The organism is Neobacillus sp. NPDC093182, from assembly GCF_044754045.1.
This window is the reverse complement of the sequence record NZ_JBIVOI010000002.1, coordinates 35,707-50,360: the sequence shown is the minus strand read 5'-3', so window position 1 is coordinate 50,360 and position 14,654 is coordinate 35,707. Positions and strand designations below refer to the sequence as shown.

Genomic DNA, 14,654 nt, shown 5'->3' with positions numbered 1-14,654 from the left:
AATGATTAGAATCGTAATAGCGGAAGACCAGCAAATGCTGTTGGGCGCCTTCGGTTCACTTCTTAATTTAGAAGAGGATATGGAAGTGGTTGGCAAGGCTTCAAATGGGGAAGAAGCAGTAGCTTTGGTACGTAAGCATGAGCCGGATATTTGCATTATGGACATTGAAATGCCAGGTAAAACAGGTCTTGAAGCGGCAGAAGAGATAAAAGGATTAAACTGCAAAGTGATTATCTTAACAACCTTTGCGCGAACTGGTTATTTTCAGCGTGCCTTAAAAGCAGGGGTAAGAGGTTATTTATTGAAGGATAGTCCAAGTGAAGAGCTGGCCAGCTCCATCCGCCGCGTCATGGAGGGAAAACGCATATACGCTCCTGAGCTGATGGATGATGTTTACTCCGAAGAAAATCCCCTGACAGACCGTGAAAAAGAAGTATTAGAACTCGTCGCAGATGGCAAAAACACACAAGAAATCGCAGAGCAACTAAGCATCAAAACAGGAACAGTCCGCAACTACATCTCAACCATCCTAGACAAACTAGACGTCAAAAACCGAATCGAAGCCATCAAACAATCCAAAGAAAAAGGCTGGTTCAAATAATAAATCGATAGAAACTAAAAAAGGTGCCTGTCACCGCTGCTCTGCAGCGGTGACAGGCACCACTCGTGGACACTTTCCATCCTATATGGACAGTTTGGAAAATAATTGAAACAGGACGGTGTTCCTGTTTCTTTTTATTGTGCCAGTCATGTTATAATTAGACAGAAAATTTCGATTATTAAAAAGGAGTGAGCTTTAGATGAGTTTAACTTCGCATGATACGGAAACGAGGGGTAAGAATGCTTATAGTTTTGATGGATTTGTATCAAAACGTGAGAGTTTAGATTGGTATCGAGATGAACCATTTTTGCAGAAGGCTGCGAGGAAATATACTGGCGCTCAGTTTGAACAGGTTCACGAGAAAATTCTCACTTTTTCACCCAGGGTGTCCTCGAAGTGGAACCAATTAGCGGAGCAAAATGCGAGACCAGAGGCCCGTCCCTATATGCTGCACTATGATGCTTTTAATCATCGAATTGACCGCATTGTCCGGCCATTCGAGGTACACCAGTTAGAGAAAGAAGTTTTTGGTGAAGGGCTTTTCTCGAGTAAAATGCCGCCATGGGAAAGCTTTGTGAAAAGAATGCTGACGCACCAAATCGGTGAAGGCGGAGTGACATGCCCCCTAACCTGTACGCATGGATTAATTGCCCTTCTTGATCAATTCCCTAATCCTGAAATTCCGGAACTACAAGAAATTTTACTACATACGAAAGAAGGCCTAAACGGTGAATTTGCGATTGGTGCTCAGTTTATGACGGAGATTCAAGGCGGTTCAGACTTGCCTGCTAATGTTCTTGAAGCAGTACCTGACGGTAAAAACTATCGGTTATATGGAAATAAGTTTTTCTGCTCTGCTGCTCATGCTGATTATTCCGTTGTAACCGCAAAAATCACGGGCACAAACAATGTATCCACTTTTATAGTCCCAGCTTGGCTTCCCGGCGATAAGGAGAAGGAAAAACGAAATGGTTACCAAATCAATCGGATAAAATGGAAGCTTGGCACCGCCGAATTGCCTACAGCTGAAATTCAATATAACGGTGCACTTGCCTATCCAATTGGGCCAAAGGATAAAGGCATTGCTGTCGCAGTGGGAATCGTACTTACTTTGTCTAGGTTGGAAATTGGAATTGCCTGTGCAGGATTTATGCTTAGAGCTTCAAGAGAGGCGAACCTCTACGGCGACTTTCGCACCGTTTTCGGCAAAAAGGTAAAGGACTATCCACTAGCCGCCAGCAAATTGAAGAAAATTGAATGCGCTGCCAAGAGAACAACCGCAGGTGCTTTTAAAATTTATGATCTATTCTTACGCTTGGAGAAGCCATTAAATCCAGGGATCAATTCTGACCATCCTATAGAAGTACGAAAGCAGCTACTCAACTTACGAGAACTTGTCTTACTTCAAAAAATATGTGCGACAAATGAAGGAGCGGACGTGCTTCGAGATGCCATTTCAGTATTTGCAGGTCACGGAGTAATGGAGGAATTCTCCGCACTGCCAAGAATTTTCCGTGATGTTGTCGTTAATGAACAATGGGAAGGCCCGCGTAATCTGATTCTCACTCAAATTTATCGCGATCTTCAGAGAGTGGCAGATTGGTATTCACCATCTGATTTTGTTCGTAATGTATTAGCAGGAGCGCAGCATGAGCCGATTGAGCAATTCTCTGATCAGCTGGAGGATTTACTCCAAAGACCAGTCCTAGGAGAAGTAAGTGAAGCCTCAATCAAAGCCGCTGAGGAATGGGATACTTTTTGTGATTCCTTGTTCAAAGCATATCAAGAAGCTGCATTGGCAGAAATCGAATAAAATGTTTTAGGCCAGCCTCACTTACTGTCTACAAGAGGCTGGTTTTTACTTTTTTATAAAAATAGGCAAACTAGTGATTGACCTTAACGTTGCGTAAAGGTGTATTGTAATTTATGAGGAGATGATCACATGGAATATACAATACAAAAGCTAGCTAGTCTCGCAGGTGTCAGCACCCGAACACTCAGGTATTATGATGAAATTGGAATTCTTAAGCCGGCAAGAATCAATTCATCAGGATATCGGATCTATGGACAGGAGGAAGTAAACCGGCTTCAGCAAATCCTATTCTATAGAGAGCTAGGAGTCGGTTTAGACAGCATCAAGGAGATTGTAACTGCGCCTTCCTTTGATGGGGCTAAAGCACTGCGGGAGCATCGTGAAAAACTCCTCGAGAAAAGAGAACAACTAGATTTATTAATCGTCAATGTTGATAAAACGATAGCACTTACGGAAGGGAGAATAACCATGTCAAATAAAGAGAAATTTGAAGGTTTTAAGAAGAAGATGATTGAAGATAACGAGAAAAAATACGGAAAAGAAATTCGGGATAAATATGGCAAGGAAAGTGTTGAGGCTTCAAATGCAAAAGTAATGAACATGACAGAGGAGCAATATCAAGAGGTAACAGCATTAGCTGAACAGATCCACACTACACTAGCTGAAGCATTTAAAACAGGAGACCCTGCAGGTGAATTAGCACAAAAAGCAGCCAATCTCCACAAACAATGGCTCACTTATTATTGGAAAGATTACAGCAAGGAAGCCCATGCAGGTCTGGCACAAATGTATGTCGATGATGAAAGGTTTACGGCTTATTATGATAAAGAACAGCCAGGTACCGCAGTGTTCCTAAGGGACGCGATTCATATCTACACAGGTCAAAAAAACTAATAGTTAAGGCTCACCCAATAATTGTTTCGGGTGAGCTTTTTATATTTTCAAAGTAAAGAGTGTACAATAAAGAAAACATTATATAAGAATGTCCATGGAAAGGCGAAAATTATGGTCGAAAAATATAGTTTAGAGATTTTAAATAGACCCGATCTATTTTATCAGTTGATTAATAATATGACTGATTTAGTCTTTTTGACAAAAGTAAATCCTGATAAATCATTAAGCTATGTTGTTTTAAATAAACCAGCTAAAGACCTTTACGGATTAACAAATGAATCCTTTGGCAAGCCGATAGAGGAGGTTCTTCCAAAAAATGCTTACCATATTGTCAAGACCAAGTACGAAGAAGCAATGGAGAAAAAAAAGCCAATCAAGTACGAAGATATGGTTACTGTTTCGCACCTTCCTCAAAACAGTAATAATGAAGTAATTTATTGGGAATCAACGATAACTCCTGTATTTAATCAAGACGGTGAGTGTACCCATCTGTTAGCCATTGTTCGAGATCTAACAGAACAAAGAGAGAAAGAAAGTGAAATACAAAGAATAAAAGACCGTTTTGAGCTCGTTTGGAATAGCGTGGCGGATGTCATGTTTACCTTTGATAAAAAACAAAATATTGTATCAGTAAATAAAGCATTTGAAAAATTGTTAGGATGGACAGCAGAAGAGCTGGTAAAGGATAAGTCCATCAGTATTATCCCTGAAGATGGTAAAGAAGAACTAAGAAAAATCATTGAAAGAGTAAAAAGCGGGGAGACAGTGACTACTCATGAGGTAAAACGGATAACTAAAAATGGTGAAATCATTTATTTTCTTGGCTCGTTTTCGCCTCTTTATGATCAGAATGGTGATTGGGATGGAGGGGTAGTTGCATATAAAGACATCACGGAAAGAAAGAAATATGAAGATATGTTAAAAGAGTTAGCCCTTCATGACCCATTAACGGGTCTTCCTAATAGAACTTACTTTTCACAATGTCTAAAGTTAGAGATGGAAAAAGCAAAACGGACGAATCTGGTACTTTCCGTATTTGTTCTTGATATTGATCATTTTAAAGAAATTAATGATAGCTATGGACATGACATTGGTGATGAGGTGTTAAAGGAATTTGCCATGCGCGTTAAAAGAGCGATCAGAAAAAATGATTTCCTAGCAAGAATTGGAGGAGATGAATTCGTCATTCTAATACCCGAGTTGACAGAAAAGACAAATGTTATGGAAATAGCTGATAGAATCCAACAATGTCTCCGTGATGAATGGATTATTGCCAATGAAAAAATAAAAATTACATCAAGTATTGGAATTTCATTTTACAGCCAATTTGACCTAGAAGAAAAAACACTATTTAAAAATGCTGACCTTGCTCTATACGAAGCAAAGAAAAAAGGAAGAAATAATTATCAAATCTATAATAAACAAGAAACCAGCCTATTATAAATTGGCCGGTTTCTATTTTTTTAACAATGTTACTAAAAAATCAAACTTCATATCATTACCAATACCCCTCATAAAAAACATCTTTTTGAGAAGTTGTGACATGCATAAAACATGCATGAAATTTGTATATTCATACAACGCAAAGTGAAAGCGTTTTCAAAAATAATCGCAAAAAAATTCACCGAAAACTGAAAATTGGGCAATTAATTGGTTGAATAATTATTACTAAGTATGTATAATGATACATTATGTAGGAGACTTAGGAGTTGGAAAAAATGAGAGCTGCGATAATTGGTGGAACAGGATATGGAGCTATAGAGCTAATAAGGCTTATAAACCAGCATCCGTATTTGGAGGTTGGTTCGGTTGTTTCCAACTCTCAGGCTGGTAACGACTTTAGCCAATCCTATCCACACCTTACAGAAATAATCAATCAACCACTTGAAAGCTTTGATGTAAATAGATTATCTGAACAAAATGAACTCGTGTTTTTGGCAACTCCATCAGGCGTAAGTAGTAAACTGGTTCCACAATTGATGGATAAAGGAATCAAAGTGATCGATCTTTCAGGAGATTTTCGGCTAAGGTCGCAAAATGAATATGAAACATGGTATAAGCATTCAGCTCCTGAGAAGAAATATCTGAGCCAGGCAGTTTATGGATTAAGTGAGATTTATGCAGAAGAAATTAAAGGGGCAGCACTAATTGCCAATCCGGGCTGCTATCCAACTGCAACGAGCCTAGGTTTGCTGCCAATTTTGAAAGCAAATCTTGCTGACTTAAAATCTATTATTATCGATGCCAAATCAGGTGTTTCCGGCGCAGGCAGGGGTCTTTCTTTAACCTCACATTATGCTGAGATAAATGAAAATTTAAGAGCTTATAAGCTTGGAGCACATCAACATATACCTGAAATTGAACAAGTACTTAAAGATGAAACAGGCAGGATTGTAACCATTTCGTTTACAACCCATTTGGTTCCAATGACAAGAGGAATCATGATAACAGCCTATGTAAATCTAATGGGGAAAATATCAACTAGTGAAGTAAATGAGATGTATAAACAGTTTTACGAAAATCATCCATTTGTCAGGATTAGGCCAGATGGAATCTATCCATCAACCAAAGAGGTAAGCGGCAGCAACTACTGCGATATCGGGCTGCATGTTGACCCGAGAACCAATAGACTTACGATCATTTCTGTAATCGATAACTTAGTTAAAGGTGCCGCAGGGCAGGCCATTCAAAATGCAAACATAATGAACGATTGGGATGTCAGGACGGGGCTTAATAGCATACCAATGTATCCATGATATTTTACGAGTTACCTAGAATAGAGGGGGAATTAATTTGTTGCCAGTAGTGTCAAATAAAGAAATCGTTGTACTAAAAGAAGGAAGTGTTACTTTGCCGCAGGGATTCACGGCAGGCGGTATGCATTGCGGGATAAAAAGAAAACGACTTGATCTTGGATATATTGTATCGGAAGTTCCAGCAACAACTGCTGGCGTATATACAACGAATATTTTTCAAGCAGCCCCCCTTTTAGTTACTCAAGAGAGCATAGCAAAAGAAAATAAAATCCAAGCGGTAATCGTCAACTCTGGAAATGCCAATGCTTGCACAGGGGAACAGGGAATACTAGACGCATTTCAAATGCAAAAAGGATTTGCAAACGAATTGGGTATCGAGGAGCATTTGGTTGCTGTTACATCCACTGGTGTTATCGGAGAACTTCTGCCAATGGATAAAGTAACAACTGGGATTAAACAAATCCTCCATCCAAAATTTAAAGATGAGCAAAATTTCAAACAAGCGATATTAACAACAGATACTTGCATTAAGCAGGTTGCTGTGCAAATAAAAATAGATGGAAAGACAGTTAGCATTGGCGGTGCAGCAAAAGGATCTGGGATGATTCACCCGAATATGGCGACCATGCTTGGTTTTGTCACAACAGATGCCAATATCGCCCATGAGGATTTACTTGCAGCATTAAAGGATATAACAAATCAAACCTTCAATATGATTACAGTTGATGGAGATACAAGTACGAATGATATGGTGTTAGTCATGGCAAACGGGTTAGCAGGTAATGACCAGCTGACAAAAGACCATCCAGATTGGGATTTATTCAAAGCAGGCTTAAAGCTGGTAAGTGAAGAGCTCGCGAAGAAAATAGCCAGAGATGGTGAAGGGGCAACGAAGCTCGTTGAAGTTCAAGTTAATGGAGCTTACAGCCATGAAGCAGCCAGAGCAGTAGGGAAATCGATTATTTCTTCTAATCTGGTAAAAACCGCTATCTACGGCACTGACCCGAACTGGGGAAGAATTGTTACAGCCATCGGATATTCAGGAATACCTGTTGAGCCTAATGCATTGAAAGTGGCAATTGGTCCTTACAAAGTATTTGAAAATGGCTTACCTTGTTCATTTGTAGAGGAAGAAGTAAAAGAGTACTTAGAACTGGAAACAGTTAAAATTCATGTTGAACTAAATCAAGGTGATGAAAGTGCAACGGCATGGGGCTGCGATTTAACTTATGATTATGTAAAAATCAACGCATCCTACCGCACGTAAGTGGAGGGATTAAGATGAATTATATAGTCATTAAGTGTGGCGGAAGTGTGTTAGAAAATCTGCCAAAGACATTCTATGAAGATGTAATTTCCCTCCATCAAAAAGGGGAATGGACGCCGATTATTGTCCATGGCGGCGGCCCGCTTATCAATAAATTGTTAAAAAACTTACATGTAGAAACTACCTTTGTAAATGGTTTAAGAGTAACCAATCACCAGGTATTAGATATCGTTGAAATGGTGTTAAGCGGAACGGTGAATAAACAAGTAGTACGGAACATCATTGAGGCTGGCGGCAGTTCATTTGGTGTTAGTGGAGTAGATGGATGTTTGTTAAAAGCTGTTCCGAATTCAGATGAAAGTTTAGGTTTTGTAGGCGAAGTGGTTGAAGTAAATACTTCAGTCATCGAAAGTATTGTATCCCAAGGACATATACCTGTCATTTCTCCAATCGGGATTGGTGCAGATGGGCAGCGATACAATATTAACGGGGATGTTGCAGCTAGTGCGGTTGCCAAGGCACTAGGAGCAAACCTTTGCTTTATCAGTGATATACCTGGAATCTTAGTTGAAAATAATGGTGAAAAAGCTAAATTAGATAAGGTTACCAAAGCAAGAGTAGAAGAACTGATTGAGAATAAAACCATCTATGGCGGGATGATTCCAAAGGTCAAAGCAGCCATTGATGGATTAGTTCATAAAATACCAATGGTGGGTATTATTGATGGATTTGAAAAAAGCAGCTTAGTAGAATACGTGGACGGCAAAAATATTGGAACAAAAATTGTTTTAGACGAGGAGATTGCCTAATGACCATTAATACTTCTGTTTCCCCAATTTCGCCGGTAATGGCAACCTATAGCCGCTTTCCCATTACGTTGGTAAAGGGGAAAGGAAGCTATGTTTGGGATGATCAAGGGAAAAAATATTTAGATTTTACTTCAGGCATTGCCACTTGTAATTTAGGGCATGTACCGGACGTGGTGAAAGAAAAGCTTGAAGAGCAGCTTCAAAATCTTTGGCACTGTTCAAACCTTTATCACATTCCTAATCAGCAGGAACTCGCTGCACTTCTTACTGCCAATAGCTGTGGAGACCAGGTTTTCTTTTGCAACAGTGGTGCGGAAGCAAATGAGGCAGCTATTAAGCTTGCAAGAAGATACGCACAGAAGGTAAAAGGAACAGATTCATTCGGGGTCATTACCTTTCAGCAATCCTTTCACGGCAGAACATTGGCCACGTTATCGGCAACAGGACAGGAAAAAATCCAGAATGGATTTGCTCCACTAGTCAAAGGCTTTAGTTATCTTCCATTCAATGATATCGAAGCACTTGAACAGTTAAAGACACTTCAGCCAGCAGCCATTTTACTGGAGCTCGTACAGGGGGAAGGTGGAGTCATTCCGGCTGATCCAGAATGGGTAAAGAAAATCGCAGAAATTTGCGCGGAGAAAGACATCCTTTTAATGGTTGATGAAATTCAAACAGGAATCGGCAGGACCGGCACACTGTTTGCATATCAACAATACGGTATAGAACCGGATGTTATTAGTGTAGCCAAAGGTCTTGGATCAGGTTTTCCGATTGGTGCCATTATTGCGAAAGAAAAAGCAGCAAAAGCATTCGAGCCTGGTACACATGGAAGTACCTTTGGCGGAAATCCACTAGCAACTGCAGCAGGTGTGGCAACGATATCCCATATTATGAATAGAGATCTATTGAAGCATGTTAATGAAATTTCAGTGTACTTTGATGAACTGTTAACTAAATTTAAAGAAAAGTACATTTTTATAGAAGATATTAGAGGAAAAGGTCTCCTAAAAGGGATCGTTGTCGGAAATAAGGCTCCTCAAATTGTTCAAAAAGCAATTGAAAATCAACTGTTGATTTTAACAGCGGGGCCAACTGTTGTTAGACTGCTTCCGCCATTAACAGTAACGAAAGAAGAAATGAACGAATTCACCAAAGCGTTGGAAAAAACTTTCCAAAGTATAGAGAAAGGCGAGTGAGTGTATTGGAACTAGGATATCTTACTTTGGAAACTGGAGAAGTTTTTGAAGGAGTACTAATAGGTGCTAATAAGGATTCAATTGGAGAAGTTGTATTTAATACAAGTATGACTGGCTATCAGGAGATCATAACCGATCCTTCTTATGCAGGGCAGCTCATTACGTTTTGCTATCCGATTATCGGCAGCTATGGAATCAATGCAATGGACGATGAATGCATTTCACCTTCCTTAGCTGGAGTGGTAATTGGTGATTTATGTGAAACACCAAGTCATTACCAATCGATTAATAAATTCTCTGAAAAATTAATGCAGGCAGGTGTTCCAGGTATTGCAGGCGTGGACACAAGATTACTTGTTAAAACGATTCGAAGCCGCGGGACAGTTAAAGGATATTTAAGTAAGACTAAACAACAAACTTTTGCTCAAAACAAAACAATACCATTTTGGGTAGAGAAAGTTTCAACGAAAAATATTCAGTATTTCAATAATGAAGGACCACACGTTGTCCTGATTGATTTTGGATATAAAAAATCAATACTAAATGCACTGCTTGATGAAAATTGTTCTGTTACGATTGTCCCTTATAACACGCCATTTGAAAAAATCAAAGCCTTAAAGCCAGACGGAGTGTTATTAAGTAACGGGCCCGGAGATCCAATGGCACTGAAACAATGGTTTCCAGAAATCAAGAAGATTACACAGAACTTCCCAACTCTAGGTATCTGCCTAGGTCATCAGTTAATTGCCCTTGCATATGGAGCGAAAACGGAGAAACTCGCTTATGGACACCGTGGCGGCAATCATCCCGTTAAAGAATTAGCAACAGGTAAAGTAAAAATTACTGCTCAAAATCATGGATATGTGGTGGTCGATGAAAGTATTGACACTCAGGTATTCCAAATTACGTACCGGAACGTTAATGATAAATCCATTGAAGGGTTAAAGCATCGCCGTTTTCCGATACAAACTGTGCAATTTCACCCGGAAGCACATCCAGGACCAAGTGACACCCAATACATCCTTGAAAATTTTGTATATCAGATAAATTCCGTGGGAGATAGACGTTATGCCATTAAATAAAAACCTAAAAAAAGTATTAGTAATTGGATCAGGTCCTATTGTAATCGGGCAGGCAGCTGAATTTGATTATGCGGGAACACAAGCTTGTATCGCTCTTAAAGAAGAGGGAATACAGGTCGTATTAATCAATAGCAACCCAGCAACAATTATGACGGACGAAACTGTCGCAGATAAAGTATATATCGAACCATTAAACGTTGAAACCATTGAAAAAATTATTCAAAAAGAAAAGCCTGATGGAATTATTGGAACTTTAGGCGGTCAAACCGGGTTAAATCTAACAGTTGAACTCTATGAAAAAGGCATTTTACAAAAAAACAATGTTGAGCTGTTAGGAACCTCTGTAGAATCGATAAAAAATGGCGAGGACCGCGATCGGTTCCGCAGTTTAATGATAAAGATTGGCGAACCAATTCCAGAATCTGCGATTATTCATACGTACGAAGAGGGCGTATCGTTCGTCAACGAAATAGGTTTTCCCGTTATTATCCGGCCGGCCTATACACTAGGAGGCCATGGAGGCGGCTTTGCCCATACATCCGAAGAACTTGAACATGTTCTAAAGAAGGGATTAGCAGCGAGCCCGATTCATCAGGTCCTAGTCGAAAGAAGTATTAAAGGCTGGAAGGAAATTGAATATGAAGTTATAAGAGACGCCAATGACACATGTATCATTGTTTGTAATATGGAAAATATGGACCCTGTCGGCGTTCATACAGGTGATTCGATTGTCGTTGCTCCATCACAAACATTGACGGATGTGCAATACCAAATGCTGCGAAATTCTTCTCTTAAAGTAATTAGAGAATTAGAGATTATTGGCGGCTGCAACATTCAGTTTGCTCTTAATCCAGAATCTAACCAATATTGCATTATTGAAGTAAATCCAAGGGTAAGCCGTTCTTCCGCATTAGCGTCAAAGGCCACGGGTTATCCGATAGCAAGGATGGCGGCTAAATGTGCGGTTGGGTACCATTTAGATGAGATTGTGAACCCAATAACAGGTAACACTTTTGCATCCTTTGAACCAGCGATTGATTATATTGTTGTGAAGCTTCCACGTTTTCCATTTGATAAATTTCCAGAAGCAGACCGTACATTAGGTACGCAAATGAAAGCAACTGGTGAAGTAATGGCAATTGACCGGACCTTTGAAGGAGCGCTTAATAAAGCAATCCGTTCGATGGAATTAAATATATTTGGACTATGCCTGGAATCAAATAAAAATGTAGATACGGAAGCCTTATTTGAAAAGCTTCAAATTCCAAATGACCAAAGATTATTTATGATTGCAGAAGCATTTAGAAGAGGTATTTCCTTTGAGACTATTAAGAGGCTGACAGAAATTGATTCGTGGTTTTTATACAAAATCAACTCAATCGTTGACTTAGAAGTCGAATTAGCGTCTTATGGGTGGAATGATGTACCACTGTCTTTGTTAAAAACAGCGAAGCGTCACAATATTTCCGATAAGCTTCTTTCGCAAATATTCAGCATCGAGGAAAAGCAAATAAGAAGTAAATGGAAAGAACTTAACTGGAAACCAGGTTACAAGATGGTTGATACGTGTTCTGCAGAATTCGATGCTGTAACACCTTATTACTATTCAACCTGGCTTGGGGCAGATGAGGTAGAGGAAACAAACAGCAAGAAGATTCTTGTTCTTGGCTCAGGACCAATCCGAATTGGGCAAGGAATCGAATTTGATTACTGTTCTGTCCATGCTGCAAAAGCGATTAAAAAGATGGGCTACGAGGCAGTAGTCATTAATAATAATCCTGAGACAGTCAGCACAGATTACTCCGTAGCAGATCGCCTATATTTTGAACCGTTAACTGCAGAAGATGTTCTTACTGTAATTGAAAAAGAGAATATCGAAGGTGTGTTAATCCAGTTTGGCGGGCAAACGGCCATTAATCTAGCACATGACCTTCAAGAAGAAGGAGTAAAGATTCTAGGCACAAGTGTTGAAAGTGTTGATGCTTTCGAGGATCGTAAAGAATTTTATCAGTTACTTGAAAACTTAGACATCCCGCATATTGTAGGTGAGACCGTTTCACATAAAGATGAATTGCTGGCAGCTGCAGCAAGTCTCGGTTATCCTGTATTGGTTCGTCCATCCTATGTAATTGGCGGCCAATCCATGTTTACTATTTTTTCAGAAGAAGAATTAAACTATTATATTCAGCAGCTTGAGGAAAACTCCTCACAGGAAAAAATGTGGCCGTTATTAGTAGACCGTTATATTCCTGGATTAGAATGTGAAGTGGATGTCATTAGTGATGGACAGAATGTCATTGTCCCAGGAATCTTTGAACATATCGAAAGAGCTGGTGTACATTCCGGGGACAGTATTAGTGTTTTCCCGCCGATCTCATTAGCGAATGAGCTTAAAGAAACATTAATTGATTATGCTGAAAAAATCGCCAAATCGGCTCCTATCGTCGGCATCATGAATATCCAATTTGTGATCTATCAAAATCAAGTTCTTGTCTTAGAAGTAAATCCACGTTCTTCACGTACGGTTCCAATTATGAGCAAGGTTACAGGCGTTCCAATGATCGAGTGGGCGGTAATGGTTCAATTAGGAGTATCCTTGAACTCTTTATCTACTGAAACTGGTTTGTTAGCAGAACCAAATTATTATTCGGTTAAGGCACCTGTATTTTCAAGAAGCAAATTAAAGGGAGTCGACCACGTTTTAGGACCGGAAATGAAATCAACAGGTGAAGTTTTAGGGTTAGGAGCAACCTTCCATGAAGCGCTCGAAAAAGCTTTCCCTATATCAAGTGGTGAAACAGAGAAATATCTATTCTGTTCTATATCGGATCGGGAGAAATCAGCCAGCCTTCCAATACTTCAGCAGTTTGTAAACGAGAATTACAAGCTGACTGCAACGGAAGGGACAGCAAGATTCCTTCAGGAAAAAGGCTTTACTATTGAAAAGGTTATTATGGATAACGAAGATGTAAATGAACTTTTCAAAAACAATACCATTCAAGCCGTCATTAATATACCAAACCAAGGAAGAAATAAAATTAAATTTGGTTTTTACATTCGTGAACAAGCAACCCGCTACAATGTACCAGTATTTACTCATTTAGATACAGTGGAAGCGATGGTCACCCTTCAGGCTCAAGCTATTACCCAATCAGTGGTACGCACAGTAACGGAATATTACAATATCAAAGAGAGCGGTGTGGAACATGTCAAATGTGATTAACTGGAACGCAAAGGGTGTGTCACAGCAGCCACAATTAAAAGGCAAGGATTTTTTATCCTTGTCCGATTTTCATAGTGATGAGATTCTCTGTCTTCTTGAAGAAGCAAAGGAACTGAAAAGCCTTCAAAAACAAGGAAAACCACATCCTTATTTGAGCGGAAAGGTTCTAGGGATGATATTTGAGAAATCTTCAACTCGTACTAGGGTTTCCTTTGAGGTAGGGATGCTCCAATTAGGGGGGCATGCAATCTTCTTAAGTTCGAAGGATATTCAGCTAGGCAGAGGAGAAAGTATTTCAGATACAGCAAAAGTTTTATCACGTTATATTGATTGTATGATGATTAGAACTTTTTCACACGACTCTGTTAAAGAACTGGCAGAGCATGCAACGGTTCCGGTAATCAACGGTCTAACTGATTTGCATCATCCGACTCAAGTAATGGCGGACTTATTAACGATTCAAGAACACAAAGGTAAATTGGCCGGATTAAAGATGTGCTATTTAGGAGACGGAAACAATAATATGGCTCATTCATTAATGGAAGGTGCAGCAAAGGTTGGAATGCATATCAGCATTGCAAGCCCCCCTGGATATTTACCTGATGGTCAAATAACTGAGAAGGCAATTGAAGCCGGCAAATTAACTGGAAGCAAAATTACAATTACACATAATCCGAAAGAAGCTATCAAGGATGCCGATATTGTCGTCACAGATGTTTGGACTAGTATGGGTCAAGAGGCAGAAACGGAAAAAAGATTAAAAGATTTAGCAGACTATCAAGTAAATGCTGAATTATGTCAAAATGCGAAAAAGGATTATATCTTTTTACACTGTTTACCAGCACACCGTGGAGAAGAGGTTACGGCAGAAATTATTGATGGTCCACATTCGGTAGTGTTTGATGAAGCAGAGAATAGACTTCATGCTCAAAAAGCAATTTTAAAACTTTTGCTAGAATAGTAGATTTTTTTGATTTTTAGTGTATAATAATTCTATTGATTGAATATTA

Annotated in this window: 11 protein-coding genes; all 11 read left to right on the top strand. The window is 39.4% G+C overall.

The window, feature by feature from the left end:
- The first annotated feature begins 1 nt into the window (after nt 1).
- Nucleotides 2-601, top strand: a complete 600-nt coding sequence (locus tag ACIQAA_RS04895) for a response regulator transcription factor (RefSeq protein WP_133370523.1) — start codon at nt 2-4, stop codon at nt 599-601.
- Nucleotides 602-800: 199 nt separating this feature from the next.
- Entirely contained in the window at nt 801-2,414 is a 1,614-nt protein-coding gene (locus ACIQAA_RS04890; RefSeq protein WP_402615741.1) for an acyl-CoA dehydrogenase family protein, read from the top strand.
- A gap of 129 nt (nt 2,415-2,543) precedes the next feature.
- Entirely contained in the window at nt 2,544-3,308 is a 765-nt protein-coding gene (locus tag ACIQAA_RS04885) for a MerR family transcriptional regulator (RefSeq protein WP_402615738.1), read from the top strand.
- Between the two features lie 111 nt (nt 3,309-3,419).
- Nucleotides 3,420-4,751 carry a diguanylate cyclase gene (locus ACIQAA_RS04880; protein WP_402615736.1) on the top strand — a complete coding sequence of 444 codons (1,332 nt, stop codon included), beginning with the start codon at nt 3,420-3,422 and terminating at the stop codon, nt 4,749-4,751.
- A gap of 275 nt (nt 4,752-5,026) precedes the next feature.
- Entirely contained in the window at nt 5,027-6,064 is a 1,038-nt protein-coding gene (argC, locus tag ACIQAA_RS04875) for an N-acetyl-gamma-glutamyl-phosphate reductase (RefSeq protein ID WP_402617058.1), read from the top strand.
- A gap of 40 nt (nt 6,065-6,104) precedes the next feature.
- A complete protein-coding gene (gene argJ / locus ACIQAA_RS04870) occupies nt 6,105-7,331 on the top strand; it encodes a bifunctional ornithine acetyltransferase/N-acetylglutamate synthase (RefSeq protein WP_402617055.1) in 1,227 nt (408 codons plus the stop codon).
- 14 nt (nt 7,332-7,345) lie between these two features.
- Nucleotides 7,346-8,140, top strand: a complete 795-nt coding sequence (argB, locus tag ACIQAA_RS04865; protein ID WP_402615733.1) for an acetylglutamate kinase — start codon at nt 7,346-7,348, stop codon at nt 8,138-8,140.
- Nucleotides 8,140-9,339 (top strand): acetylornithine transaminase, encoded by a 1,200-nt coding sequence (locus tag ACIQAA_RS04860; RefSeq protein ID WP_402615730.1) that lies wholly within the window; start codon nt 8,140-8,142, stop codon nt 9,337-9,339. The genes argB and ACIQAA_RS04860 overlap by 1 nt, the downstream gene beginning before the upstream one ends.
- Before the next feature lie 5 nt (nt 9,340-9,344).
- Nucleotides 9,345-10,421 (top strand): carbamoyl phosphate synthase small subunit, encoded by a 1,077-nt coding sequence (locus tag ACIQAA_RS04855; RefSeq protein ID WP_402617052.1) that lies wholly within the window; start codon nt 9,345-9,347, stop codon nt 10,419-10,421.
- Nucleotides 10,408-13,644: a carbamoyl-phosphate synthase (glutamine-hydrolyzing) large subunit gene (carB, locus tag ACIQAA_RS04850; RefSeq protein WP_402615728.1), complete on the top strand. Its 3,237-nt coding sequence runs from the start codon at nt 10,408-10,410 to the stop codon at nt 13,642-13,644. The genes ACIQAA_RS04855 and carB overlap by 14 nt, the downstream gene beginning before the upstream one ends.
- Nucleotides 13,628-14,605 carry an ornithine carbamoyltransferase gene (gene argF / locus ACIQAA_RS04845; RefSeq protein ID WP_402615725.1) on the top strand — a complete coding sequence of 326 codons (978 nt, stop codon included), beginning with the start codon at nt 13,628-13,630 and terminating at the stop codon, nt 14,603-14,605. Before carB ends, argF begins: the two co-directional genes overlap by 17 nt.
- Nucleotides 14,606-14,654: the final 49 nt, after the last annotated feature.

Excerpts from the sequence above, each read along its gene's own strand:
- ACIQAA_RS04895 (WP_133370523.1), top strand. The coding sequence starts at position 2 with ATGATTAGAATCGTAATAGCGGAAGACCAGCAAATGCTGTTGGGCGCC.
- ACIQAA_RS04890 (WP_402615741.1), top strand. The coding sequence starts at position 801 with ATGAGTTTAACTTCGCATGATACGGAAACGAGGGGTAAGAATGCTTAT.
- ACIQAA_RS04885 (WP_402615738.1), top strand. The coding sequence starts at position 2,544 with ATGGAATATACAATACAAAAGCTAGCTAGTCTCGCAGGTGTCAGCACC.
- ACIQAA_RS04880 (WP_402615736.1), top strand. The coding sequence starts at position 3,420 with ATGGTCGAAAAATATAGTTTAGAGATTTTAAATAGACCCGATCTATTT.
- argC (WP_402617058.1), top strand. The coding sequence starts at position 5,027 with ATGAGAGCTGCGATAATTGGTGGAACAGGATATGGAGCTATAGAGCTA.
- argB (WP_402615733.1), top strand. The coding sequence starts at position 7,346 with ATGAATTATATAGTCATTAAGTGTGGCGGAAGTGTGTTAGAAAATCTG.
- ACIQAA_RS04860 (WP_402615730.1), top strand. The coding sequence starts at position 8,140 with ATGACCATTAATACTTCTGTTTCCCCAATTTCGCCGGTAATGGCAACC.
- carB (WP_402615728.1), top strand. The coding sequence starts at position 10,408 with ATGCCATTAAATAAAAACCTAAAAAAAGTATTAGTAATTGGATCAGGT.
- argF (WP_402615725.1), top strand. The coding sequence starts at position 13,628 with ATGTCAAATGTGATTAACTGGAACGCAAAGGGTGTGTCACAGCAGCCA.